This is a genomic window from Vibrio syngnathi (genome assembly GCF_002119525.1).
Taxonomy (GTDB): Bacteria; Pseudomonadota; Gammaproteobacteria; order Enterobacterales; family Vibrionaceae; genus Vibrio; species Vibrio syngnathi.
In genome coordinates, this window is record NZ_CP017916.1 from 908,811 (window position 1) to 935,129 (window position 26,319).

Genomic DNA, 26,319 nt, shown 5'->3' on the forward strand with positions numbered 1-26,319 from the left:
CTGCTTATCGGTCTTCTTCTGGAAGCTTGACGTTCAGCTCTAATACTGAGATGTCGTCATCTTTGTGTTCGAAAGTCAGATCAACCATTGATGGATCGACGTCAACGTACTTCGCAATACACTTCAAGATGTCTTCTTTTAGTTGCGGCAGATAAGACGGCGCTGGGTCGTCATGGCTGCGTCGCTCGGCAACAATGATCTGCAAACGCTCTTTAGCTAGGTTTGCGGTTGTCTTTTTTTGTGGTCTAAAAAACTCTAGTAATGACATTGCGAATTAGCCCCCGAACAGTCTTTTGAAGATGCCTTTCTTCTGTTCCGTTAAGAAACGGAAATCCACTTGGTTACCCAGTAGTCGTTCTACAGTATCATTGTAAGCCATACCTGCATCGGTTGCTTCGTCAAAAATAACTGGAACACCTTTGTTCGACGCGTTCAGTACTGCTTGGCTCTCTGGAATCACACCCAGTAGAGAGATGTGAAGAATCTCTTCAACGTCCTCAACACTGAGCATCTCACCTTGAGTTACACGTGCTGGGTTGTAGCGAGTCAGTAAAAGGTGCGTTTTTACTGGTTCTAAGCCATCTTCTGAACGACGAGACTTAGAATCAAGAATACCGAGAATACGGTCTGAATCGCGTACAGAAGAAACTTCTGGGTTAGTCGTAACAATCGCTTCATCAGCAAAGTAAAGCGCCATCAGAGCGCCTTGCTCGATACCTGCAGGAGAATCACAGATGATGAAATCAAAGCCCATTTCATCCAGTTCATCAAATACACGACGAACACCATCTTTTGTTAGTGCATCTTTATCACGAGTTTGAGAAGCCGGAAGAATGAATAGATTCTCTGTGCGCTTGTCTTTGATCATCGCTTGGTTCAGTGTCGCTTCGCCATTGATAACGTTAACGAAGTCGTACACAACACGACGCTCACAACCCATGATTAAATCTAGGTTACGCAGACCGATATCAAAGTCGATAACTGCGGTTTTCTTCCCTTTCAGAGCTAAGCCTGAGGCAATAGCTGCACTGGAGGTCGTTTTGCCTACCCCGCCTTTACCTGACGTTACAACGATAATGCGTGCCATTTTGTTTTCCTTTTTATTTCTCTTATATTGCGAGGACATCAACGTGTAATACATCGTTTGCCATACTGAACATGGTTTTCTTCTGCCAGTACTCGCTTTCAATTTGATCGCTGAGCCAGTAATTTCCAGCAATGGAAACCAGCTCGGCTTGTAAATCATTACAAATTATTTTTGCTTCAGTTTGACCACTCGCGCCTGCAATCGCACGACCGCGTAAAGTGCCATGGATATGGATGCTGCCATCGGCAATCACTTCCGCACCGGCACTCACATGGCTGAGGATCAACAGGTCGCCATCTTTTGCATACACTTGCTGACCAGAACGAATCGGCGTTCTCACCACTTTTATCGGAGCCATCTTCGCTGGAGCTTGAGAAGGAGATTTACTGGCTGTCATCACGGCAAAACCAGCTTCTTTCGCTAGGTTCTGCATACGCTTATCCGAACAACCAGCCACACCTACAGGGATCATGCCCGCTTGAGATATACCCTCTTTCAGTTTCACAAAATCGATATCACCCGCGACTTTGCTAATATTGATAACAACAGGTGCAGCAGCGAAAAAAGTGGGAGCTTGGTTTACTTTTTCTTGAAGAAAAGACACCGCATTTTCGACTTGATCATCGGATAAGTGCAAAACAGATAGCGTAAAACTGCTACCTTTTAGATCTGGATTACTAGACATCGAAAACTACAGGACCTCAATAGCGGATTGGTACAATTTCTTTATCAATAAAATAAAGGGCGTTGCCTGAAACTTGGTTTATCATGTTATATTCCCAAACCAAGCACAGCAAGTAATCTTGTTGTCAAATGAACGTTTTGTTCCCAATATTTCCCTTAACATAAACTATTGATCTCGTAAGTGAGAGTTTTGTAGTCATAAACAATAAAAAGGTTTGTCATGCTGTGTTCTATATATAAAAGTTCAAAGAAAGAAGGAACATACCTTTATATCCCTAAGAAGGATGATTTCTCACAAGTTCCTGACGCATTGATGCAAATGTTTGGTAAACCTAGTTTTGTAATGGTAATAAAAATGGATGGCCGTAAACTGGCGCAAGTGAACATTGATAAAGTGAGAGAATCACTGAACACCGATGGTTTCTTTTTGCAGGTTCCGCCACCACCGGTTAATGAACTTGAACTTCATAAAGAGCGTAAAGCTCAGCAAAAAGTTCAAGACGAAGAGTGATAGCTACCTTAATTCAGGGAGGAGTGATCGTTGAGTAAATTTTCGAAAACCATATTGGCTGTGTCGGCATTACTATTGGGTAATAGCCTGTCCATTGGTTCAGTTCAGGCTGAAGAGCTGAGCTTTGAGCAATATGTAGAGAAACTAAAGCAACAAGGCCGTTCAGAAGGCATCTCTGAAGCGATCATTGAAGAAGCCTTTGATGGTGTGACGTTTAAGCCAAGAGCAGTGAAAGCCGATAAAAACCAACCTGAGAAAAAACTGACTCTGGATGAATACATCCCACGCGCAGTGCCAGATTGGAAAGTGAAGCAAGCAAGGTCACTCTATAAGAAACACTACACCGCGTTAAAGCGTATTGGTGATGAGTATGGTGTTCAACCAAGATTCATTGTCGCGCTATGGGGTGTTGAGAGTAATTTTGGTAAGTTCACGGGCAATTACAGTGTTATCGATGCATTAACGACCATGGCCTACGAAGGGCGCAGAGAAGCGTTTTTCCGTAGCGAAGCCATGGCGGCACTGGCGATTCTTGACCAAGGCCACATTACACCCAAAGAGATGAAAGGTTCTTGGGCTGGTGCAATGGGCCAACCTCAATTTATGCCTAGCTCATTCCTAGCTTATGCTGCAGATGGTAATGGCGACGGTAAGAAAGACATTTGGGGTACTGAAGAAGATGTCTTTGCTTCGGCGGCTAATTATCTCAGCCAATCAGGTTGGGATGACAAATATACTTGGGGCCGTCAGGTTCACGTTCCGGCAACCGTGTCTATCGAGATGCAAGGCCGAGATAAGGACAAAGCGAAATATCTAAAAGAGTGGTCTGAACTCGGTATTAAGCGCTTTGACGATCGCCCATTGCCAACGCTTGATGAAGACATTAAAGCTTGGCTGATTATGCCAGACGATGAAACCGGTCGTTCGTACCTCATTTACAACAACTACAATGTGTTAATGAAGTGGAATCGTTCTTACTACTTTGCTTTGGCAGTAAGCCATCTAGCAGACAGAATCAAGTTTGATTAGTAGATCCAGCTTGCTTTGATAGCATTTGGCCTACCATAGGCAGAACGAACTAAAGGACTCTTCGGAGTCCTTTTTGATTTTATATTTTAGAGATTTAAGAAGGTGGTCTTGTGCTAACAGACAGAGCTGCACAGATGGTGATATTCCATGCGCTGATCAAGCATGAAGGTTTTACTAGTGCTGCAAAAAGCTTGAACGTTTCGGTGTCTCATATTAGTAAGCAAGTTGCTTTGCTCGAGGACTCGATAGGTATCAAGCTGGTGCAAAGAACCACACGTAGCCTAACGTTAACTGCGGCAGGAGATGTATTCTATCAGCACTGTGAGCTGCTGTTTAACACCGTAAAAGCGGCTCAAATGGACATGGACAGCCAGCGTGATGATATCTCTGGAATATTGCGAGTAGGGTTGTCACAATCATTTGGCACACTGCATATCATTCCTGCGATTGATCAACTCAGACAGCTTTACCCACAGCTGAGAATTGAAGTGCATTTGTTCGATTACAAAGTGGACATGATTGAAGAGCGCTTGGATCTCTGGATCACCAATAATGAAGACCTGCCAGAAGGTTATATTGCGCAGCGTTTAGCCGACAGCCAATTTGTAGTGGCCGCATCACCGGATTATCTAATTAAGGCAGGGACTCCCCATGTACCTTCGGATCTGATTGACCATAACTGCCTTATCTATCGCAGCCGTGAACGAGACTATACCTCGTGGGCATTTGATAACGGACATGAGAATCTCAGTGTCAAAGTGGCTGGTGATTATTCGGTGGATTTGGCCGAAGCGGTGCGAGATGCCGCGGTATCAGGGTGGGGCATTGCTTACTTGGCGACTTATTTAGTCAAAGAAGAGTTTAGAACAGGCAAGTTAATCCAAGTATTACCAGAATGGAGAGCCAGTCAGCTAATGCCATTCTACGCCGTCTATCCGAGTAGAAAGAACATGCCAAAGAAGCTTTCAGCAGTGATTGAGTTCATCAAAAAGCATGTTGGTTCGCCGACGTATTGGGACAAAAACCTCAAAACTTGCGTTGAGCTGCATCGTTAATTGTTTCCTAATTCATAAATATAATTTCCATATGGAAAAAGTATGCTTTTCAAGCAAGTTAAATCATTAAAATTCAACGCTTTAATATAATCACAGGCAAGGCGGTGATAATCCCAACATCACATTAACAACCGCACCTTGCCGCAAACGATTTCCTCTATACAATGCGTCGCCTTTCCTACCTACAACTTTTAGGTTGACGCATATGGCTTCCCTACTTGGAATTATCACTATTTTAGTAGCCGCTTGGTTACTATCTACGGACAGAAAAAATATCCCACTAAGAACCGTCTCTATGGCTTTCTTATTGCAAATCTCATTCGCGCTATTGGTTCTTTATGTACCAATGGGTAAAGAAGCGCTGAATGCCGCTACTGGTGCGGTATCTAGTTTGATCAACTACGGTCAAGAGGGGATTAACTTTTTATTTGGTGGCCTAACGAATAACGGATTTGTTTTTGCTATTAACGTTCTCGGCATCATTATCTTTTTCTCTGCATTGATCTCAGGTTTGTATCACATCGGCTTTATGCCAAAGGTGATCAACATCATCGGCGGTGCTTTGCAGAAGTTTCTTGGCACAGGTCGTGCGGAGTCACTGTCTGCAACGGCAAACATTTTTGTTGGCATGATCGAAGCGCCATTGGTGGTTAAGCCTTACCTAAAACATATGACGGACTCACAGCTGTTTGCCGTAATGGTATGTGGTTTGGCCTCTGTTGCTGGTGGCACGCTAGTGGGTTATGCATCGCTGGGTGTTGACCTAAACTATCTGATCGCTGCGGCATTCATGTCGGCACCAGCTGGTCTATTGATGGCTAAAATCTTAGTACCAGGCAGCCCTGAGGATGTTCAAGAAAATATTGAGTCTGGTGTGGAGATTCCACGAGCAACAAACGTAGTTGAGGCAATGGCAGATGGGGCTATGTCTGGACTTCGTATTGCCGTTGCGGTGGGTGCGACACTTCTGGCCTTTATCAGTGTGATTGCGATGCTGAATGGCTTGTTAGGTATTGTTGGTGGCTGGTTTGGCGTAAACCTAAGCTTCGAACTTATCCTAGGTTATGTGTTCGCACCCGTTGCATGGCTGATCGGTGTACCATGGTCTGAGGCTGTGGTTGCAGGCTCGCTGATCGGTAACAAAATCGTTGTGAATGAGTTTGTGGCTTTCATCCAGTTAATGGACGTAAAAGATGCACTGAGTGAGCACTCAAAAGCGATCGTTACTTTTGCACTATGTGGTTTTGCAAATATCTCTACCATGGCAATTCTGATCGGTGGTTTGGGCAGCTTAGTTCCAGAGCGTCGCTCTTTCATCTCACAATACGGCTTCAAAGCGATTTGTGCAGGTGTGCTTGCCAACTTAATGAGCGCAGCGATTGCTGGTGTGGTGCTTTCTCTTTAGCTAGATGATAAGTACAGAGTGGATGAGTCAGTCACTTTGTTTCCCCTATAGTAAAGTGACTGATTAATCACACTAATATTCGGTTAGCATGAAAAAGAGAGCCTATAGTTTAATTACATAGGCTTTATTGTTTCAGCAAATAGGTTTGTATCACAAGGTGTGGCGCAAACCTTTTAGGGGCACAAATGGATTTGTCGATTACTTCTTCTCTGGCGTTAATTGGACTCTTGTCCTTGGCTTGTCAGTTGCTTGGCTGGCGTTTGCGTCTCCCCGCTATTCTCCCTCTACTTGTCGTCGGCCTAATGTTAGGTCCCGGCCTAAATATCCTTAATCCTGATGCCATTTTCGGTGATGTGCTGTTTCCTCTGATCTCATTAGGGGTCGCCATCATTCTTTTTGAAGGTGCATTGACCCTTAATTTCAAAGAAATCAGAGGCCACGGTCGCATGGTGACTCACTTGGTGAGTTTCGGCATGTTGATTACATGGGCGTGCATTGTGGTGGCTGCATACTACTTTGTAGATTTCAGTTGGCCATTGGCGGCACTGTTTGCTGCATTAGTCGTGGTGACTGGCCCAACGGTGATTGTTCCCATGCTGCGCAGCATTCAGCCCAAATCTTCGTTAGGCAGCATCTTACGCTGGGAAGGGATAGTGATTGACCCGATTGGCGCTCTGTTTGCCGTCCTTGTTTACGAATACATTGTCTCTTCTGCCGATCCTACAAGCCATGTTCTGTCGGCGTTGGGGCTGACTTTAACCATTGGTTTGGGCTTAGGGATCATCGGTGGCCATTTGATTGCTAAGATGCTGAAAGGGCATTGGGTTCCCCACTATTTGCGTAATGTGGCCGTGCTGACGTTAATGCTCGCCGCGTTCTCTTTTTCAAATGACCTGAGTGAAGAGTCTGGCTTATTAACCGTGACTATCATGGGTATCTGGCTCGCCAACGTGAAAGGCTTGGATCTTGAAGACATTATTGAATTCAAAGAAACCCTGACTGTGTTACTCATTTCTGCGTTGTTTATTCTGTTAGCTAGCAGGCTTGATTCAGGGACTTTTCTCTCAATAGGTTGGGGCGGAATTGGCTTATTAGCGGTCGTCATGCTGGCGGCTCGTCCTCTGAGTGTGTGGATCAGCGGGATCGGCACGGATCTTACCTCAGCAGATAAATGGTTTTTGAGCTGGATGGCGCCTCGTGGGATCGTTGCTGCTGCGGTTTCTTCTTTGTTTGCTATCAAGCTTCAAGAGAAGCAATTGATTGAAGGGGCTGATTTACTGGTGCCAATGGTGTTCTTGGTCATCATTGGCACGGTTGTGATTCAAAGTCTAACCGCAAGTTGGTGGGCAAGAAGGTTAGGTGTGACTCAAGAGAAAGCGCAAGGGGTTATCTTCTTTGGCGCGACTCATTTTGCAAGACAGTTCGCCAAGGTGTTGGCGACACACAACATCAACAGTGTACTTGCCGATACCAACTGGGAAAGCATTCGCTTGGCGCGTATGGAAAACCTCAATGTCTATTTTGGTAATCCAGCCTCAAGCCACGCGGAAAATAATCTGGAATTGGACGGGATAGGGCGTGCCATGATCGTTTCGCCTTACCGTCAAACCAACCCACTAGTCAGTATGCACTATCAAGATGAGTTTGGTGAAAATAAGGTGTTTGAGCTTGAATCGACAGAAACTAAACACGAAAGGCACTCAGTGAGTCGAGATGGCAACAGAAGTCTGTTTTCAGAAGGGATTACCTATTCCAAGCTTAATTCATTGATGGCTCAAGGCTGCCAAATTAAGAGCACGGGTTTGACCGAAGCGTTCGACCTTAATGAGTTTAACGCGCTGTATCCTAAAGCGATTCCACTTGGTGTGATTACTGGGGGTGACTTCCGATTGGTGACGCAAGGTTCTGATTTGGAAAAACTCATATCAACGGAGTGTCAGGTCATTAGTTTATTGCCGCCTTCTGAACAGACGGAAAAGGTCGAGATACCAGATAAGTAGCAACGAGCACTGCATCAAAAGCGAGTCGCCCTGATTCAAAAACGAATAGCTTTATATCAAAAAGCGAATAGCTTAGTATCAAAAAAGCCGCAACGTTCATCACGTTACGGCTTTCGAATTCTGCTTAGCTTATTTTACTCTAGGGCTAGGCCATTGATACCTATTGCTACCTAAGCCGTCATTGCAGACTATTTCGAGTGAAACTGCTCACAAGCGATCATGGTGTTCTCGATTAGGCTCGCAACTGTCATTGGTCCAACACCGCCCGGTACTGGTGTGATGAAGCTCGCGCTCTCTTTAGCCACATCGTATTCAACGTCGCCAACGAGCTTGCCAGATTCCAAACGGTTGATGCCTACATCGACCACAACTGCGCCTTTCTTAATCCAAGCGCCAGGAATGAAGTTAGGCTTACCAACGGCAACCACAACAACATCTGCTTGACGTACATGACCTTCAAGGTCTTTGGTGAAGCGGTGACACGTTGTCGTTGTACAACCGGCTAGAAGAAGCTCTAACGTCATTGGGCGACCTACGATGTTTGATGCGCCAACCACAACCGCGTGTTTGCCACGTAAGTCGATGTTATAACGGTCAAGCAACGTAATGATGCCTTTAGGCGTACAAGAGCGCAGCTTAGGCATACGCTGAGCTAAACGACCTACGTTGTATGGGTGGAAGCCATCAACGTCTTTTTCCGGTGTGATACGCTCAAGAACGTGAGTAGTATCGATACCAGCAGGCAAAGGCAGTTGAACTAGAATGCCATCAATCTCTGGGTCTTCGTTGAGTTGATCGACTAGCGTTAGCAATTCATGTTCGGTGGCAGTTGCTGGTAAATCAAAAGATTTCGAGACGAAACCAACTTCTTCACACGCTTTGCGTTTACTGCCAACGTAAACCTGAGATGCCGGGTCTTCACCCACTAAAACAACCGCTAGGCCCGGAGCACGCAATCCAGCTTGAGTACGAGCTTTTACACGTGCCGCTACTTCAGAGCGAACTGTTTGAGAAATTAGCTTTCCATCAATATTTTGAGCAGTCATGAATTTCCTTAGTATTGATATTCAAGTTAGTGGCTGATGTTTTTGGCGCATTATTCCAGAAAATCTTTTTGATTACCATCAAGCAAACGTTTGCTTTGTTCTATTTTCCAACACTTATAATCCTATTGCACTTTTTTTACTCACTTGGATCAGAATGTTACATAAAGCCGTTGCTTTACTGATTCGAATTCGTATAATCCTTTCCTGTAGCGCGCCCTTAGCTCAGCTGGATAGAGCACCTCCCTTCTAAGGAGGTGGTCGAAGGTTCGAATCCTTCAGGGCGTACCACTATTTAAAGAAACCCGATAACTCCCTGAGTTGTCGGGTTTTTTGCATTTCAGAACAACTTAATCTTTCAATGCCATGTTGTGTCTTTAGATCTCTTTGTCTTTCAGTTGTTGCTAAACGGCAACGAGCTGTGGTGTATATCTAAGGCCTAGCATACTGCATCCATCTTCCAAGTAACGATCGGTCACGACGTCGAAACCGAACTTACCATAGTAGTCTTTAAGATGAGCTTGTGCCGAAATAAAAATTGAGCAATCAGGGTAAATCTTCCTAGTGGTATCAAAACTCACTTGCATGAGCTGGTTACCTATCTGTTTACCTCGGTATTCTTTCGCTACGATCACTCTCCCGATACAAACATCATCTGCATCAGAATCGTGCAGAGGGAGAACATCGATGGGGTATCCAAGCTTCTGAGCCATAATTCGGCTATAAGCTACTAGACGTTCGTTCTCATAGCCCATGACGTGATAAGTATCTGGGTGATTATCTTTACCATCCAAATCACTGTATGGCGTGTTCATATCTACGATAAAAATATCGACTCTTTGCTGTAAGAAATCATAGAGCTCTTGAACAGACAGGTCCGCAAATTTTTTAACTCTCCACTCGATCATCATTTTTCTCCTTATTATTTTGGGCTACAACATAGAGAGTATTCAAACCGAGTTCATTAACCTTTGTTAACTGGCTATGAAACTATTCAAAATCACCACTTTAAAGCGCCACTCATTTTTCCTCGTTATTAATTTCGTTCGGCTGATGTAATAGAAAGTTAAAATTGTTGGTTTTTTGGGGTTTACATCATTTGGTAATAAAGCCAATATGAATTCACGAAGAATAGACAAGTAAAGCTGTTAGCCCGTAGGTTTAGGAATCAAACCTTCTGCTCAATGGCTGATTTAGAGGAAGTAATGGCAGGAAACAGTATCGGACAACATTTCCGCGTGACCACGTTCGGAGAAAGTCACGGTATCGCACTAGGATGTATCGTAGATGGGTGCCCACCAGGATTAGAAATTACCGAAGCAGACCTTCAAAGAGATTTGGATCGTCGTCGCCCGGGTACTTCTCGCTATACAACGGCTCGCCGTGAAGCGGATGAAGTAAAGATTTTATCCGGTGTATTTGAAGGCCAAACTACGGGGACTTCTATTGGTTTACTGATTGAAAATACAGACCAGCGCTCTAAAGACTATTCCGAAATTAAAGACAAATTCCGCCCTGGTCATGCTGATTATACGTACCACCAAAAGTACGGTGTGCGTGATTACCGTGGCGGTGGTCGCTCTTCGGCTCGTGAAACGGCAATGCGTGTTGCGGCAGGTGCGATTGCGAAGAAATACCTGAAACAAGAATTTGGTGTTGAAATCCAAGCATACCTTTCTCAAATGGGTGATATCTCAATTGATAAAGTCGATTGGAACGAGATCGAAAACAACGCTTTCTTTTGCCCAGATGCCGACAAGGTACCTGAGTTTGACCAACTGATTCGTGACTTGCTAAAAGAAGGCAACTCGATCGGTGCGAAGATTCAAGTGGTTGCGACTAAAGTGCCTGTAGGCCTTGGTGAACCAATTTTTGATCGTCTAGATGCCGACATCGCACACGCTCTTATGAGTATCAATGCGGTGAAAGGTGTTGAGATTGGTGATGGCTTCGATGTCGTTAATCAGCGCGGTAGTGAACACCGTGATCCATTAACTCCAGAAGGCTTCAGCAGTAATCACGCTGGTGGTATCTTAGGCGGTATTTCTACTGGTCAAGATATTGTGGCAAGCATTGCGCTTAAACCCACATCAAGCATTACCGTTCCTGGTGACACTATCACCAAAGACGGTGAAGCAACGCAGCTAATCACTAAAGGCCGTCACGATCCATGTGTTGGTATCCGAGCTGTGCCTATCGCAGAAGCGATGTTAGCTATTGTATTGCTTGATCACTTGCTACGTCACCGTGGTCAAAACTTTGGTGTGACAACAGAAACACCACAGATCTAAACGGTTAATGACAATCAATTACAATCAATTACGTAAGAGCTGTTTTTCTTATGGTAGATTTTAAAGGTACAGAATCTACTTTGAATCCCCTTACTGGTTGGAGTAATTATTTATGCTCAAAAAGCTTCTCTTAGCAACGCTGTTTCTTAACGGTTGCGCTTCTGTTGATTACGATAGTGTTTACTATTCGAAGTGTGATGCATCATTGGAAGGTGAAAGGTCACTCACATTTTATGTCAAGGGTGATACCGCCATTCTCTCTGGGGTTGTATGTAGCGGATCTCCCGATGCTTTTGAAGATATGTTAAATCAGAATCCGCAAGTGACCATGCTAGAGTTTAAGAATATCAATGGTTCTGCGGATGATGAAGCAAATACGGAGCTGGGTTTGATGGTTCGAGAAGCTGGTATGAATAGCTATATCGGTTCATCTGGACTTATTGCTTCGGGCGGTACTGATCTGTTTTTAGCGGGTGTAAAAAGAACCGTTGAACAAGGTGCGAAAATCGGAGTTCATTCATGGAGTTCAAGTGATGGGTTGAATGGCTCTCTGCTGCCAAAAAATCATTTTGAACATGAACGTTACTTGGGTTATTACGAAACGTTAAATATCGATTCAAGTTTCTATTGGTACACTTTGGAAGCTGCGAAACCCGAAGGTATGCACTACATGAGTCGAGAAGAGCTTGTTCAGTATGGGGTTATTAAACAATGAAACGATTAATTTCAGTGTTTATGATTCTACTTCTTACCGCATGCACAACAGTAGAAAGCGAGCAGGAAGTAAAGTTTCAGTGCCAAGCACCAGCAACGCTAGAGTTTAATATAAAAGGGTTAAAACCGACGGCTGAAAGTGAATGTTTTTTTGGTGAACTTTCAATCATTGAAGGTGGTTCGGATAAGCATGAGTTAGAGTTTTGTGCGAATAGTTCGAGCCAAGAATATGATTTTAAAGCTGAATTTAGTTCGCAACCGAACGTATTTAATTCTCTTCACTCTAGTGTTGGTAAACGCGCAAGTATTTCTTTTGTCGAAACGCTTAATTATTTGCGTGAAGAAACGTATATCGCGAACTTTAACGTGGACTGTGTTGAATAACCATCTCTCATGAATTTGCGCTTCTAATTTTTTAGAAGCGCAAATCTGGAATTAGTGAACCGAGCTTTCAGGGTCTAACTGGAATGACGGTAAGCGCCACTTGAATCTTACAGCCGCCATACGTAGCAAGTAACCAACCACAAGCGTAACGGTGGTTGCGGTTACGTCGTTGATGCCAAACTCAAGTAAGCCTAAGTACAGCCCTGAAGCGACAAGGGCAACAGACGCGTACAGCTCTTCATGCAGCACTAATGGTGTTTGACGGCAGATAAGGTCTCGCAGCAGGCCACCAAACACGCCAGTCACCAATGCAGACACCATGCAAATCATTGGGTGCAAGCCCATGGTCATCGCCACTTTAGTACCAATGATACTGAATACGATAAGCCCCAACGCATCCAAACGAATGAACAAGCCTTTTAGCTTGATTACCCATTTGGCTAATCCCGTTGTGATAACACCAGCAATACAAGTGATCGCCAGGTACTGGGGGTTTTCAACCCAGCCTAAAGGGTAATGGCCGAGTAAAATGTCTCTTACTGTACCGCCGCCAATTGCCGTTGCACTTGCAACCAGCATTACACCAAACCAATCCATTTTTTGTTTGCCAGCACTGAGAGCGCCGGTCATGGCTTCTGCCGTGATGCCAATGATATACAAAACACTTAGTAGCATTGCTGTAACTCTATAATTTAGGTCTATAAATTGGAGTCTTATAGGCCATAGGGATATAAAAATGAAGCGCGAGTGTAGTAGTAAAAACGCTGATTGACGAATGAATATTTGTACCGTGAATAGGCATTTCAGATTAGCTAAACTAATCATTCACCTCAAAATGGTGTAATCTGGAAGCAGCAATCGATTGTCATCATAAAGTATTATGATCAACCTAATGTCATTGCCAGTGATAGGGCTTTACCGAGCGCCTAAAAAAACGCAAAATGCCCCAGTTATTTTTACTTAAATTTGATCTTATGACTCACCAATATCCAGACATCATCAATATTTTCAATCAAACCTTTTTCGAGAGCTTCAATACTAAGCTAGAACTGGGAGCGGACGAGCCTATTTACCTGCCAGCCGATGATGATACCCCACATCACAGAATTGTTTTCGCACGTGGCTTTTATGCTTCAGCGCTTCACGAGATAGCGCATTGGTTTGTGGCTGGCCCTGAGCGTCGTTTATTGGAAGATTTTGGTTACTGGTATGAGCCTGATGGCCGAACTGAGGCGGTTCAAGCTGAGTTTGAAAAAGTGGAAATTCGCCCACAAGCGTATGAATGGATCATTGCGACCAGTGCAGGCTTTCCTTTTAATGTCAGCTGTGACAATCTACACGGCGATTTTGAGCCAGATCGTTTGGCCTTTATGAATAAAGTACACAGCGAAGTCATGGGTATCTTTGAAGTTGGTCTTCCGCCTCGCGTGAAAATGCTCTCTGAAGCATTACGTAGCTTCTACGACGTTGAACCTTTATGTACTAGCCAATTTATTGTGAAATAAGAGAATATTATGATTATCGAATTTGAAGAAAAACTACTTGAATTAATTGATGCTCGCATTGAAAACGCATCAGACGATGAACTGTTTGCTGGTGGTTACTTACGTGGTCATATTTCTCTTTCAGTGGCTTCATGTGAAGAGGACAGCATTGAAGACGTAGCAGAAGTAAAAGCACGTATTGAGAAGAGCTTAGATGACGCTCGCTCTGAACTAACGCCAGCAGACCGCACTATCGTTAATGACCTTTGGGTTGAACTGCAAAACCAAGCGTAACTGCTCGTCATTTATCGTTAGCCGCTCAGTCCCTTCCTTTTCATTTTGCTGAGCTACTTTTGAACACTTACTGACTGTGATTGGTATTATTTGAGACTCATTCAAAATTTTTGAATGAGTCCGTTCATTTCTGGTGATGGTTCCATTTTCTGACTACGTTATTCTAATCCCACTTAACGGAATTACAGAAAAGGTCACATCATGAAAGTTATCGCATTTGGCGCAAGCACCAGCTCTACCTCTATCAACAAAACACTAGCAACTTACGCAGCTAACTTGATTGAAGGTGCTGAAGTTAAAGTTCTAAACATCAACGATTACAATGTTCCTATGTTCAGTCAAGACACTGAAAAAGAGATTGGCCAAGCGGAAGGCGCTCAAGCATTTTTGCGTGACCTAGCTGAAGCCGATGCATTCGTTATTTCGTTTGCAGAGCACAACGGTCACTACCCAGCAGCGTACAAAAACCTGTTTGACTGGGCGACACGTATTGAACGTTCAGTGTTTGGTGAGAAGCCAGCGATTTACCTAGCGACATCACCAGGCCCAGGTGGCGCACAAACAGTACTTGGCGCTGCAACCGGTTCAGCTCCGTACTTTGGTGGTAATGTAAAGGCGTCAGTTTCAGTGCCAAGCTTCTACGATAACTTTGATTTTGAGTCGGGTGCTATTAGCAACGAAGAGATTGCCGCTCAAATTAAAGACGCGATTGCTAAGCTGTAAAAGCGGAAAGTAAAGCGAATAGCTGAAAAGTAACGAACTGCTCTAGAATAAGAAGCAGCGACGTAGACAAGATTAGAAAAATAAAGCCCGAACATTGAGAGATGCTCGGGCTTTTTGTTTGGGTCGAACTAGGACGTGTTGACCTTTCGCTGCAAAAATTAGCTCGTAAGCTCAACACGGCCTAATACTTATTTGAATATTTAGACCTAGTCTAGAATCGACTATTCCGCACTGGTTTGTTTTGTTGAGATCCAACCTTCTGTTAACGCTTTGCCTTTACGTAATCTTCTAATCCACATTCGACTTGGATGAATGGCTTCGAGCACATCAACCGGAAGAGGTAGAGGATCGCCACAAATTTGTGAGGCTAAAACTTCAGCTAAAAGAGGGGTCGAGCTCAAACCACGCGAACCTAAACCAATAAAGCAGAACAAGTTCGGATAGCTGGTAACAGGTTCGATATCGTCGATAGCATCACGCTGCGGATTAAAGTTGTGCAGATTCTGATATTGCTCTTTGATTGATTCAAAATCGCCAACATTACCGACGAAGGGTAGGTGATCTCGACTCACGCTGCGGATACCTTGGCGCGCTAAGTTACCGCTGGTATCGACATCTTTTGTCCACGCTTGCTCTGGCAACGAGCCGTGTAAGCGCTCGCCATTATGTTGTTGCACCTCAATATCAAATTCTTGGTCGATATTGGTCTTGTCGTAATTCGCGCCAATACAGTGGTGACCATTATTTGGATTCTGCGGCGTAAGATAGCCATCAAAGCACAACACGGTTTTTAGCTGGCTGAGATTCTCTGTAGTCGGGATATGACTCACTTGGCCTTTAACAGGCGTCAGAGGTACTGGCTGAGTCTGTTCAAACTGAGTGAACTTGTGTCCGTTCGCGACAACTACTTGGTCGTGCTTGGTTTGAATCTCACCTTGAGGTGTCTCAATCGTCAGCAACCATTGTTGTTCAGCTTCGAGCCATTCAAGTTGCGTGACCTGATGTTGATAGTGCGCGCTCACTTGATTGGTCTCTTCTAACTTGCTAATCAAACCTTGAGTAAGCTGAAGAGGGCTTAGCCAACCTCCCAGTGGAAAGTAGACACTCTCTTTATCGACCGGTAAGCCAATCTTTTCGTTGGCTTGCTCTGGCGTTAAACGCTGAATCAGATCTGTGTGGAAATTGCCTTCTAACATGCGGTTGAGCTTTTTAGTGGAGCCTTCATCCCACATCAAAATGTTCACGCCACACCAGTTGTGATCAAATTGAACAGACTGAGCCGCTTGATTAATAAATTGACGAGCAAACAGTAACCCTGGGCCAAACACGCGAGACACGTTCGAGGTCGCTTCACTTAATAACGGGTAAATCGCACCTTGGTTGTTACCCGAGGCATTGCCCGCGGCTTGTGGGTGTTCACAATAAAGGGCGATGTTTTTACCACGGCGGCTTAGCGTTTTGGCTAATGCAGCACTGGCGACACCACCACCAATGATTGCGACGTCTTGCGATTCACTGTGCTCTGAAAGGCCATACCAAGGTTTGATGTTGGTATGAGCGTGCTTCTCGTCAAGGCGGCCTGCAATCATTTCACGCTTAGTACCAAAGCCTTTAACTTTTTTCATCGCAAAGCCCGCTTCGATTAAACCGCGGCGAACAAAACCTGCTGCGGTGAAGGTGGCGCAGCTGCAATCTTGCTTAGCTAGCTTGGCCATGCCGTTGAATAGGTTTTGATTCCACATTTCTGGGTTTTTGCTTGGCGCAAAGCCATCTAAGAACCAAGCGTCAACCAAACCTTCCTGCGGGGTCGGCACGTTTGGCATACAATCTTTGATATCACCAAACCATAAATCGAGTGTGATCGCGCCGTCGCCCAACACAATACGGTGACATTCAGGCAGGGCGATAGGGTAGTGTTCTTGGAGTTGTGTCGCATACTCCGCTAATTCTGGCCACGATTGGTGCGCTTTGATTAGATCATCTTTATTTAAAGGATATTTTTCAAAACTGATGAAATGTAACTCTTTGGTCATAGCTTGTGGGTTATCTTTAAGAAAAGCATCGAACCATTGCCAGACTGCGAGAAAGTTTAAACCTGTACCAAAACCGGTTTCAGCAATCACAAAACGGCGTTGTTGATGTTCAACCCAACGCTCTGGAAGGTGGTTTTGTTTTAAAAAGACGTAGCGAGTTTCTTCTAAACCGTTAACATTAGAGAAGTAAACGTCGTCAAATTGGTCTGAAACTGGCGTGCCAGACTCATTCCATTCCAGCTCTGCATTAGTAATTGAAGTCATAAAATCTATCATTTTGTGATTTGAAGCGATATGTTGGTAGGGATTGTACGAATTTCTAGGAAAGCTGACCACTTTTGTTAGGCTTCTTAGTTATCATCTAGCTGAATTTAGAATTATAGGAATGTCACATGAAACGAGTCGTAATCACCGGTATGGGTATTGTTTCAAGTATCGGTAACAACGTCGAAGAAGTTTTAGCATCACTGAAAGAGGGTAAATCAGGTATTACCGCTTCAGAGCAGTTCAAGGAAAATGGCTTGCGCTCTCAAGTTTGGGGTAACCTAAAAATGAACCCTGCTGACCATATCGATCGCAAAAAAATGCGCTTTATGGGTGATGCAGCGGCATTCGCTTATCTTTCAATGGAGCAAGCAATTGCTGACTCTGGTTTAACTGAAGACCAAGTATCTAATGACCGCACGGGTATCGTAGCGGGTTCAGGTGGTGCTTCATCTCTAAACCAAGTAAACGCAGTAGACATCATCCGTGAAAAAGGCGTGAAGCGCGTTGGCCCATACATGGTTCCACGTACAATGGCTTCTACGGTTTCTGCTTGTCTAGCAACACCTTTCAAAATCCGTGGTGTGAACTACTCTATGAGTTCTGCATGTGCAACATCTGCACACTGTATCGGTCACGCAATGGAGCTTATCCAACTTGGTAAGCAAGACGTAGTATTCGCTGGTGGCGGTGAAGAACTGGATTGGTCTCTGACTATGATGTTCGACGCAATGGGCGCACTTTCTACTAAGTACAACGACACGCCAGAATTGGCTTCTCGTACTTACGATGCTGACCGTGACGGTTTCGTTATCTCTGGTGGCGGCGGCATGCTAGTTGTCGAAGAGCTTGAGCACGCTGTTGCTCGTGGCGCAAAAATCTACGGCGAGATCGTAGGTTACGGCGCGACTTCAGATGGCTACGACATGGTTGCTCCTTCTGGTGAAGGCGCGGTTCGTTGTATGAAGATGGCAATGCAAAACGTTGACGGCGTTGACTACGTGAACACTCACGGTACTTCAACTCCTGTTGGTGACGTTAAAGAACTTGGTGCAATCCAAGAAGTCTTTGGCGGCAACAGCCCAGCAATCTCAGCAACTAAAGCGATGACAGGTCACGCTCTAGGTGCAGCTGGTGTACATGAAGCAATTTACTCAACGCTAATGCTTGATAACGGCTTCATCGCACCAAGCATCAATGTTGCAAACCTAGACGAAGCGGGCGCAGGCCTAGACATCGTAACTGAAGCTCGTGAACAAGAGCTAACAACGGTTATGTCTAACAGCTTTGGTTTCGGCGGTACGAACGCAACGCTAGTAATCAAAAAATACCAAGGCTAATTGAAGCTAAGGTTAAATTAATAAAAGGTTAATCGTTAGTGGGTGATGTGAGTGCTGATTCAACACGCACAGGTCGTCCATTAATGTTGACCAACAGAACAAAGCTTTTTAAACATAGATTTTCAAACGTGTTTTTAAACCTTAGCTTTGTAAGCTTCGCTTTAGAAAATAGTTTTTTAAATTTGAGTTTAGAAATTGAAAGGTTTCCAGAGCTTGATCAGTACTGGCTTTGGTTAGCACTGGTTGAACAGACGCAAGACTCTGTCTCCTGGAGAGCGAGATAGGATCCTTTTGTTCTGGATGTTTGCCCGATTGTTTATTCAATCGGGCATTTTTCGTTTTAGTCTTCTGACTTTTGCTTTTTGCTTTTAGGTATTGGTTCTTATTTCTGTTCTTGTTTGTGCAGATTAGGCGATTCAGCCCTTTATTTATAATGTATTCCAATTGCGACTCGACACCGTGTGTGGAATTTTGCACAATCATTTCAATTCACATTTAAGGTCGACAGACCCCAACGAAAGTACCTTCCCAATGAAAATCTTAATCGATGAAAATATGCCTTATGCTGAAGCGCTTTTTAGCCAGCTAGGTGAAGTGACAATGAAGTCCGGTCGAACGCTAACCGCTGACGATCTTGTTGACGTAGATGCTCTGATGATTCGCTCGGTGACTAAGGTCAATGAAGCGCTGATCAGCAAAGCGAACAAGCTTAAGTTTGTTGGAACCGCAACGGCGGGTATGGATCACGTTGACCAAGCATTGATGAAAGAGCGTGGCATTTTCTTTACTGCGGCGCCTGGCTGTAACAAGGTGGGTGTCGCTGAGTATGCCTTTAGCGCAATGATGGTACTTGCGCAGCAACAAGGCTTCTCTGTATTCGATAAAACGGTCGGTATTATCGGTTGTGGTCAGGTAGGTAGCTACTTAGCGAAGTGTCTTAAAGGTATTGGTATCAAAGTTCTGCTGAACGATCCTCTAAAACAACAAGAGGGTGATACTCGTGAGTTTACGGAATTAGAGACACTGCTTGAGCAGTCAGACGTTATCACTCTGCATACGCCAATCACTAAGACGGGTGAGTTCCCAACGCATCACTTGATCAATGAGCAAGTACTGGAAAATTTACGTGCTGATCAAATTCTGATTAATGCGGCTCGTGGTCCTGTGGTTGATAACCAAGCGCTAAAAGCTCGCTTACAAAAAGCTGACGGCTTTACTGCCGTTCTTGATGTGTTTGAGTTTGAACCTGAAGTCGACTTTGAACTTCTACCGCTGCTCGCTTTTGCAACGCCTCACGTAGCGGGCTACGGTTTAGAAGGTAAAGCACGTGGCACCACGATGATCTTCAACAGTTATTGTGAGTTTTTAGGTACTGAACAGCGTGCTTATGCAAGCGACTTATTGCCGACAGCCCCAGTGCCTCAAATGAAATTAGATAGAGCTTGGGATGAAGCAACACTGCACAATTTGACTCAGTTGATCTATGATGTGCGCAAAGACGACGCCTTATTCCGTCGCAATATCGCTACGCCGGGTTCTTTTGACAAGATGCGTAAAGAATATTGGGACCGCAGAGAGTACAGTGCAGTCGAGTTAACGGGCGACGAATCTTGCAATTTAACGCCGTTATCTAAACTCGGCTTTATGGTAAAGCCAACTTTATAAAAGAGAGAAACAATGAGCCAAGAATTTAATATTGCTATTTTAGGTGCGACTGGTGCGGTTGGTGAAACCATTCTTGAAGTACTTAAAGAGCGTAAATTCCCTGTCGGTGAAATGCACTTACTAGCAAGTGAACGTAGTGAAGGCAAAACTTCCCGTTTTAACGGCAAAACAATACAAGTACAAAACGTAGAAGACTTCGATTGGTCTCAAGTACATATTGCGTTTTTCTCTGCAGGTAGCGAGCTTTCAGAGCGTTGGGCTCCAATCGCGGCTGACGAAGGTGTTGTTGTTATCGATAACACATCACGTTTCCGTTACGAATACGATGTTCCTCTGGTTGTGCCTGAAGTGAACCCTGAAGCAATTGCTGAGTTCCGTAACCGTAACATCATTGCGAACCCGAACTGTTCTACTATTCAGATGGTAGTAGCACTAAAACCAATTCACGATGAAGTAGGTCTTGAGCGTATTAACGTTTCAACTTATCAATCTGTGTCTGGTGCAGGTAAGCCGGGTATCGATGAGCTAGCGGGTCAAACGGCGAAGCTTCTTAACGGCATGCCCGCTGACAAGTCAGCGTTCTCACAGCAGATCGCCTTCAACTGTATTCCTCAAATCGATGAATTTACAGAGAACGGCTACACACGTGAAGAAATGAAGATGGTTTGGGAAACTCAAAAGATCTTTGCTGATTCATCAATCACGGTTAACCCGACTTGTGTTCGTGTTCCTGTGTTCTATGGTCACGCTGAATCTCTACACATTGAAACTCGCGCGCCAATTGGTGCAGATCAAGTGGTTCAGCTTCTAGAAAATACGGAAGGTGTTGAAGTATTCCAAGCTTTAGATTTCCCAACTCAGGTTCGTGATGCGGGTGGTAAAGACCACGTAATGGTTGGTCGTATTCGTAACGACATCAGCCATCACAGCGGTGTGAACATGTGGGTTGTCGCTGATAACGTTCGTAAAGGCGCAGCAACAAACGCAGTTCAAATCGCTGAAGTTCTGATTCGCGATTACTTCTAAGCTTCACTGCTTTGATAAACAAGCCTCACTCTTTTAGTGGGGCTTTTTTAATCGATTGAAAATATTGTTAGTCAAATTGTGTGAAATTGCTGCGAATATTGTCGCTGCAACACATTTTTTGTTTTCATCTCTATAGCTTTACGTCGTTTATCCGATATATTTAACAGTTCATCAATTTATTCGAATTTAAGCACCTAGCTGAGCCTTTTATGTTTCAAATTTTCAAGCCGTGGTTAATGCCTTTTGCCGTTATCATTGCGACTCAGATTTCCGTTGTTCGTGCAGATTCCATTCGAGTTGTAGGGCCTAATGGCCAGATACAATCAGCGCCTACGTTTTCCGAACCTCTTCAAAGAGCGCAATTGAATCGTGCTGGGCCCTCTCGTTTTTACGGCCCAACTCTGGGATCGGAAACATTGTGGTCAATTGCCTCAAGGTTACGCCCTGATAATTCCGTTTCAGTTCAGCAAACCTTGTTGGCTATTTATCGTCTAAATCCACAAGCGTTTGAAAACCAGAATATCCACAGCTTGCTGCCTGCCAGTAATTTACGTGTGCCTTCTTTAGAGCAAGCACGAGCAAGTTCGACGCAGCAAGCCGTTAATATCATGAATGCGCACCTTGCTAAGCTAGATGCTCCTGTGACTAAACCCGCAGCGTCAAAGCCAAAAACAGCGCAAGCGTCAAGCCGCCCTGATGCAAGCTCAAACAAGGTTGCTCCTGCAAAGCAAGTTACTCCAGCTAAAAAGTCATTGTCGCCTTCTCTAGCTCAATCAGCTCCTACTCAAGAGATGAACAAGTTAGAGAAACAGCTTGAGCTTTCAGAAACTGAGCTATTGTCACTTGAAGAGAAAAACCATCAACTTCGTTTGATGCTGTCGAATGTTCAATTGGAAGTAGACGAGCTAAAAACAGAGCTTAGTGATGAAGATCGCATTCGTAGCGAAGTGGAAAAGCTGCTTGATGAAGAACGTAGAAAGAATGCCGAGATTGCAAAAATGGCCCCAAGTGCCATGGACCAATTGTTATCAAATGGTTGGTTAGTTACGGCTCTGGCGGTTATTCCTGGTCTTCTACTTGGCCTTATCATAGTGATCTTGTTGGGGCGTCGCTCTAAAAATAATGAGCAGCAAACACAAGACCAATCAACTCAATCAGATGCAAGTAGCGTCGCGCCTATCGCTTTAGGCGACGAGATGGACGACTTTGATAATGAGTTGTCTTTAGACGATGAACAATTTGGCAGTGAAGATGATACCGACAAGTTGTTTGATGACCAAGCATCGCCTGAAGAAGATGTATTTGCAGGTTTAGATGATTCTGATCTCGATTTTAATCTCGATGATGACGATGATGACCCATTTGCGAGTATTGGCGAAAATGGTGATTTAGACACTAACTTCGATGATCTGGAGCTAGACAGCAGCAACGGCATTAGTGTTAATGGCGATGACAAGGCGCTTGGTCTTGAAGAGATGGAGCGCGCACTTGATAAAACATCAGGAAGCGAACTCGATTCTGATGAGGCCGACTTTGATCTTTCAGATGATAACTCAATGTCGAATGAAGATATTGAATCGCTACTATCACAGGAGTCTGAGACTGAAGATCTAGGCTCTAACGAACTAGACCAATCTCTATTAGACGATCTATTTGCGCTTGATGATGAAGATGATGACAGCTTCGATATTGATGCTTTAATCTCAGAAGAGCAAAGTGATTCGATTTCAAATACCGACACATCAGCAACCGATGATTTTGACATTGATGCGCTTATCTCTGAGCAACAGAGCGATACTACGCATGCGGATGTGAGCAACGATGAGTTTGATATCGATTCGTTGATCTCAGAGCAGCAGACGTCACAACCTTCGGCTCCTAGTGTAGAAGATGATATTGATGACATCTTCGCTCAGGTTGCAGCTCAGAACGATCAAGTTAACGAGCCTCTAAGTCTCGATAATGATGAGGTTGCCGAGAATCTAAACAGCGCTTTGGCGTCTGATGATGATATCGATAACATCCTTTCCCAGTTTGATCTGCCAGCCGAAAGTGAAGAAACTCAAGGCAGTGTCGATCTGCTCGATGAGCAATTGGCAGGGGACGATGTTGATCTCAGTAATTCAACCGATCTTCTAGACGATATGTTGAAAGATGAATCGGATGATGACTCTGAGAGTGATCCTCTAGGTTTTGACTCATTATCGGAACTCGAAGAACTTTCAGGTTTGTCGACCGATGATGAGCTAGATATTTCGGAAGATAGTACTGAAACCTTGGATGAGTTGATTGATGATTCTGATGATGACTTTGAACTCGATGCCGAGAGCACAGATCTACTAGATGATTTTCTAGACGATGACGCCAATGGTGCTCAACTTACCGTCGAAGGTGATGAGACGTTAGATGAACTGCTAGGTAATGATCTATCAGTAAATGAAACCGATGAACAAGATTCAGAATCTTTAGATCCATTTGATGATCTACTAACAAGTGGCATTGAAGACGAGCTTGAACCTGAAGAGAAGGCGTTTGATAAAGAGTTAGACGAAGCCTTTGGTTTTGACAACGCCAACGATGAGTCTGAAAAGGACTCAGACGTTGAGCTTACTCCGTTAACCTCAGAAACACCTGAAGTTGAGCCTGAGCAAGCGTTGGACATTAGTGAAACTCCACAACCTGAAGTCGTCACTGATGAATCGTTAGATTCGGAACTGATTCAAGACAGTGCTGACGTTAAGCCAGAAAATGATGAAGCCTTTAATCGTGATGACTTTATCGATGATTTGTTCGGTGTCGCACCAGCAACGGATGCTTTGCTTGATGACTCGCTAGAAACAACAGACGAAGCGTTGATTGATGAGTTAATGACTTCTGATGGCAATGATTTGTTGCCAACGACAGAAGAGCCTGTTGAATCATCAATTGAAAAAACGGTTGAACCAGAGCAAGCGTCTCTTTCAGACAGCAACGAAGTATCAGCGGAAGAACTAGTATCAGAGGAAGAAATAGTACCATCGGTTGAAGAAGATGATCTGGATATCGACTCATTGCTCTCTGAGAACCCTGACTTTGAAGCGCCAACTTATGATGAGCAGGTTCAAGAAGAAGCTGAAGAGCAAGCTTCGCCATCGTCTTTAAATGATATCTCTGAAGATGATGAAGAGACGGTTGAAGACTGGTTAGCAGAAGCTATCGATGATGTAGAATCTCCAGCGAACATTGACTCTGATTTTGACTTCGAACCTAAAATTCAAGGTAGTGACCAACTCGACGATGTGGTTGAATCCCTGCCAGAGCCAGAGCCAGAGCCAGAGCCAGAGCCAGAGCCAGAGCCAGAGCCAGAGCCAGAGCCAGAGCCAGAGCCAGAGCCAGAGCCAGAGCCAGAGCCAGTTCGTGCTGCACATATGCCAGAGATCGTTCCAAATGAATTTGGCGTGCCAGAAGACGATGACTGGCTGATTGAAGACGAGACTGCCCAACAAGAAACATTGGCACAAGTTGATGAAGTAGCGGAAGAGCCGGTGGTTCCTGCTGTTGAGTCTCAGTTAGATACTGAACCTCAGTTAGACCATGAACCGCAAGTTGAAGCTGCACAACAAGTTGAAACCGAACCTCAAGTAGAAGCAACGGAACAAGCTGAAGCGGTAGAGCAAGACAGCGAAGACGAGTTCTCGATTGATGATTTTGAGCTTCCAGAGTTTGGTGAAGAAGATGCGTTGGTGGAAGCCAACGCAGAAGCTGATGTTGAAGTAATACCAGAACCAGTTGCTCCTACTGTTGATTCTCAACTAGACGCTGAACCTCAAGCAGAATCGGCACCGCAAGTTGAAGCTAAGGGACAAGCTGAAGTTCTAGGACAAGAAGGCGAAGACGAGTTTTCGATTGATGATTTTGATCTTCCAGAGTTTGGTGAAGAAGATGCGTTAGCGGAAGCGGTTAGCGAACCGGATGAAGCGCAGTTAGAGCAAGATCTTGCTCCAGAGTCCGAAAAGTTTGAGTTCGATGACCTTGACCTGCCTGAATACGATGAAGAGAGCGCAAAAGCGGATTCAGTCTTAGATGACATCGAACAAAGCAGTGCTGAGCCTGTAGCGGAAGAGCAAGGCGTAGAGCTCGATGAGTTTGATTTGCCGGAATACGGTGAAGACGAAGCTATCTCTGATGCGTTTGCTGAGAAACCAACGCCACTGACTTCTTTCAGCCCACAGGGTGAAGAGCAAGATGCGCTGCATGATTTATTTTCAAACCCGCAGAGTTTTAGTCATGGTGATGACTTCTCGGATACAGAAGATTTCTCAGACGCAGAAGGCTTCTCAGATGCAGAAGAGTCTGATTTGGCTAGTTTCACACAACCTGACGAATCACCCGATTCGACGTCAGGATTAAACTCAGCACGATCAGAATTAAGTCCAGGACCTTCTGACTTAAGCTCAGTGCCTACAACAGTTCAAGACGATCTGTTAGAAGGTTTTGAGGATTTTGATGAGACAGCATTAGCTGAATTACTTTCTGAAGATGTTCAAGACTCTGTCGACAGCATGTTCGACAAGCCACTGGATGCTACATCGATTGATAGTGCAGGGCTCGATATTGACGCCATGCTTGAAGTCGGCGGCGAAGACTGGAAAGGCTTCAACCTAGATCCCGAACAGCAATCGAGCATGCATAATGATGTGCCTGATGATCAACAGGCGATTTGGGCTTCAGCAGAGCAGCAAGCAGAACCGAAAATCAAACAAGAGAATTGGGGTCAACAAGAGAATCTAACAGAGTCAGACAACGGTCGTGATAAGCAATACATGACGATTGATGAGTTGATGGCTCAAGTTGAGCAAGAAGGCGAAGACGCGATTAATCCAGATGACGAAGAGTTGAAGCTAGATGTTGGCCTAAATGAATTCCCAGACGTTATCGGTGACATTGGTAATTACGATGTCGACAGCAACGCAGAAGCCGCTGGTAAGCTCGATTTGGCTAAAATATACATTGAGATGAGTGACTCACAAGGTGCAATTAAGCTTCTAGAAGAGGCTATCGTTGACGGCAGTGATGATATTCGTCGAGAGGCAAAGAATCTTATCGATACGTTAAACGGTCGATAAATTCAAAAAATTATAAAGGGTAGCGTTGGCTACCCTTTATTTTTTTGGGCGCACCCAAGAGCCACTGTTTTATTTCGTTTTTTAAATCATAGTCTAGGGTGGTAGTGATTGTTTATTACAGTTTTAGCCCCTTCCTATTTGGGCTAATACGCATTTCCGTATATACTTCTTGCCCATTTTCA

General features: G+C 44.5%; 23 protein-coding genes and 1 tRNA gene. 16 read left to right on the forward strand and 8 right to left on the reverse strand.

Features of this window, described 5'->3' with window-relative positions; genetic code table 11:
- Window positions 1-4: 4 nt before the first annotated feature.
- Genes minE through minC form a run of 3 tightly spaced genes read right to left on the reverse strand, consistent with a single transcriptional unit; the run spans window position 5 to window position 1,772 of the window.
- Complete coding sequence (minE, locus tag K08M4_RS04430; protein ID WP_009848499.1) at window positions 5-268, reverse strand: cell division topological specificity factor MinE; 264 nt, start codon at window positions 266-268, stop codon at window positions 5-7.
- A gap of 6 nt (window positions 269-274) precedes the next feature.
- A complete protein-coding gene (gene minD / locus K08M4_RS04435) occupies window positions 275-1,087 on the reverse strand; it encodes a septum site-determining protein MinD (protein WP_010436849.1) in 813 nt (270 codons plus the stop codon).
- A 22-nt stretch (window positions 1,088-1,109) separates the two neighbouring features.
- The gene (gene minC, locus K08M4_RS04440) at window positions 1,110-1,772 is read right to left on the reverse strand and encodes a septum site-determining protein MinC (RefSeq protein ID WP_086048987.1); all 663 of its coding nucleotides are present in this window, start codon (window positions 1,770-1,772) and stop codon (window positions 1,110-1,112) included.
- A 219-nt stretch (window positions 1,773-1,991) separates the two neighbouring features.
- Here minC and K08M4_RS04445 point away from each other — a divergent pair, with 219 nt between their 5' ends.
- The 5 genes from K08M4_RS04445 (at window position 1,992) to K08M4_RS04465 (ending at window position 7,771) form a co-directional block, all read left to right on the forward strand.
- Window positions 1,992-2,282, forward strand: coding sequence for a YcgL domain-containing protein (locus tag K08M4_RS04445; protein WP_086048988.1), 291 nt, complete (start codon window positions 1,992-1,994; stop codon window positions 2,280-2,282).
- A 30-nt stretch (window positions 2,283-2,312) separates the two neighbouring features.
- Entirely contained in the window at window positions 2,313-3,311 is a 999-nt protein-coding gene (locus tag K08M4_RS04450; RefSeq protein ID WP_086048989.1) for a lytic murein transglycosylase, read from the forward strand.
- Between the two features lie 134 nt (window positions 3,312-3,445).
- Entirely contained in the window at window positions 3,446-4,366 is a 921-nt protein-coding gene (locus tag K08M4_RS04455) for a LysR family transcriptional regulator (RefSeq protein ID WP_086050384.1), read from the forward strand.
- A 205-nt stretch (window positions 4,367-4,571) separates the two neighbouring features.
- Complete coding sequence (locus K08M4_RS04460) at window positions 4,572-5,771, forward strand: NupC/NupG family nucleoside CNT transporter (protein ID WP_086048990.1); 1,200 nt, start codon at window positions 4,572-4,574, stop codon at window positions 5,769-5,771.
- Between the two features lie 185 nt (window positions 5,772-5,956).
- Entirely contained in the window at window positions 5,957-7,771 is a 1,815-nt protein-coding gene (locus tag K08M4_RS04465) for a cation:proton antiporter (RefSeq protein ID WP_086048991.1), read from the forward strand.
- Window positions 7,772-7,959: 188 nt separating this feature from the next.
- Here K08M4_RS04465 and folD read toward each other — a convergent pair whose 3' ends face one another.
- On the reverse strand, window positions 7,960-8,817 hold the full coding sequence (gene folD / locus K08M4_RS04470) for a bifunctional methylenetetrahydrofolate dehydrogenase/methenyltetrahydrofolate cyclohydrolase FolD (protein ID WP_004734180.1): 858 nt from the start codon (window positions 8,815-8,817) through the stop codon (window positions 7,960-7,962).
- A 211-nt stretch (window positions 8,818-9,028) separates the two neighbouring features.
- Between folD and K08M4_RS04475 the strand changes: the two genes are divergently transcribed.
- Window positions 9,029-9,105: transfer RNA gene (locus tag K08M4_RS04475), tRNA-Arg, on the forward strand.
- A 113-nt stretch (window positions 9,106-9,218) separates the two neighbouring features.
- On the opposite strand, the gene K08M4_RS04480 is transcribed toward K08M4_RS04475, so the two are convergent.
- Window positions 9,219-9,722 (reverse strand): GNAT family N-acetyltransferase, encoded by a 504-nt coding sequence (locus K08M4_RS04480; protein WP_086048992.1) that lies wholly within the window; start codon window positions 9,720-9,722, stop codon window positions 9,219-9,221.
- Between the two features lie 297 nt (window positions 9,723-10,019).
- Here K08M4_RS04480 and aroC point away from each other — a divergent pair, with 297 nt between their 5' ends.
- From aroC to K08M4_RS04495, 3 genes are all read left to right on the forward strand, one after another.
- On the forward strand, window positions 10,020-11,105 hold the full coding sequence (gene aroC, locus K08M4_RS04485; protein ID WP_017062360.1) for a chorismate synthase: 1,086 nt from the start codon (window positions 10,020-10,022) through the stop codon (window positions 11,103-11,105).
- Window positions 11,106-11,217: 112 nt separating this feature from the next.
- Entirely contained in the window at window positions 11,218-11,820 is a 603-nt protein-coding gene (locus K08M4_RS04490) for a COG3904 family protein (protein ID WP_086048993.1), read from the forward strand.
- A complete protein-coding gene (locus K08M4_RS04495; RefSeq protein WP_086048994.1) occupies window positions 11,817-12,203 on the forward strand; it encodes a hypothetical protein in 387 nt (128 codons plus the stop codon). Before K08M4_RS04490 ends, K08M4_RS04495 begins: the two co-directional genes overlap by 4 nt.
- 51 nt (window positions 12,204-12,254) lie before the next feature.
- On the opposite strand, the gene K08M4_RS04500 is transcribed toward K08M4_RS04495, so the two are convergent.
- Complete coding sequence (locus K08M4_RS04500; RefSeq protein WP_086048995.1) at window positions 12,255-12,878, reverse strand: trimeric intracellular cation channel family protein; 624 nt, start codon at window positions 12,876-12,878, stop codon at window positions 12,255-12,257.
- 299 nt (window positions 12,879-13,177) lie between these two features.
- On the opposite strand from K08M4_RS04500, the gene K08M4_RS04505 reads away from it, so the two are divergent.
- From K08M4_RS04505 to K08M4_RS04515, 3 genes are all read left to right on the forward strand, one after another.
- Complete coding sequence (locus K08M4_RS04505; RefSeq protein WP_086048996.1) at window positions 13,178-13,708, forward strand: elongation factor P hydroxylase; 531 nt, start codon at window positions 13,178-13,180, stop codon at window positions 13,706-13,708.
- A 9-nt stretch (window positions 13,709-13,717) separates the two neighbouring features.
- A complete protein-coding gene (locus K08M4_RS04510) occupies window positions 13,718-13,981 on the forward strand; it encodes a YfcL family protein (protein ID WP_086048997.1) in 264 nt (87 codons plus the stop codon).
- A gap of 201 nt (window positions 13,982-14,182) precedes the next feature.
- A complete protein-coding gene (locus K08M4_RS04515; protein WP_086048998.1) occupies window positions 14,183-14,704 on the forward strand; it encodes an NADPH-dependent FMN reductase in 522 nt (173 codons plus the stop codon).
- 221 nt (window positions 14,705-14,925) lie between these two features.
- On the opposite strand, the gene mnmC is transcribed toward K08M4_RS04515, so the two are convergent.
- Complete coding sequence (gene mnmC, locus K08M4_RS04520) at window positions 14,926-17,073, reverse strand: bifunctional tRNA (5-methylaminomethyl-2-thiouridine)(34)-methyltransferase MnmC2/FAD-dependent 5-carboxymethylaminomethyl-2-thiouridine(34) oxidoreductase MnmC1 (RefSeq protein ID WP_086048999.1); 2,148 nt, start codon at window positions 17,071-17,073, stop codon at window positions 14,926-14,928.
- 56 nt (window positions 17,074-17,129) lie between these two features.
- Here mnmC and fabB point away from each other — a divergent pair, with 56 nt between their 5' ends.
- Window positions 17,130-18,341, forward strand: a complete 1,212-nt coding sequence (gene fabB / locus K08M4_RS04525; RefSeq protein ID WP_086049000.1) for a beta-ketoacyl-ACP synthase I — start codon at window positions 17,130-17,132, stop codon at window positions 18,339-18,341.
- A gap of 141 nt (window positions 18,342-18,482) precedes the next feature.
- Here fabB and K08M4_RS22225 read toward each other — a convergent pair whose 3' ends face one another.
- A complete protein-coding gene (locus tag K08M4_RS22225; RefSeq protein WP_086049001.1) occupies window positions 18,483-18,824 on the reverse strand; it encodes a hypothetical protein in 342 nt (113 codons plus the stop codon).
- 48 nt (window positions 18,825-18,872) lie between these two features.
- Here K08M4_RS22225 and K08M4_RS04535 point away from each other — a divergent pair, with 48 nt between their 5' ends.
- The 3 genes from K08M4_RS04535 to K08M4_RS04545 all read left to right on the forward strand — a co-directional run bounded on the left by K08M4_RS04535 (window position 18,873) and on the right by K08M4_RS04545 (window position 26,137).
- Complete coding sequence (locus K08M4_RS04535) at window positions 18,873-20,006, forward strand: 4-phosphoerythronate dehydrogenase (protein WP_086049002.1); 1,134 nt, start codon at window positions 18,873-18,875, stop codon at window positions 20,004-20,006.
- A 12-nt stretch (window positions 20,007-20,018) separates the two neighbouring features.
- Entirely contained in the window at window positions 20,019-21,032 is a 1,014-nt protein-coding gene (locus K08M4_RS04540; protein WP_086049003.1) for an aspartate-semialdehyde dehydrogenase, read from the forward strand.
- Between the two features lie 209 nt (window positions 21,033-21,241).
- Window positions 21,242-26,137, forward strand: a complete 4,896-nt coding sequence (locus K08M4_RS04545) for a FimV/HubP family polar landmark protein (protein WP_086049004.1) — start codon at window positions 21,242-21,244, stop codon at window positions 26,135-26,137.
- The last annotated feature ends 182 nt before the right edge of the window (window positions 26,138-26,319 follow it).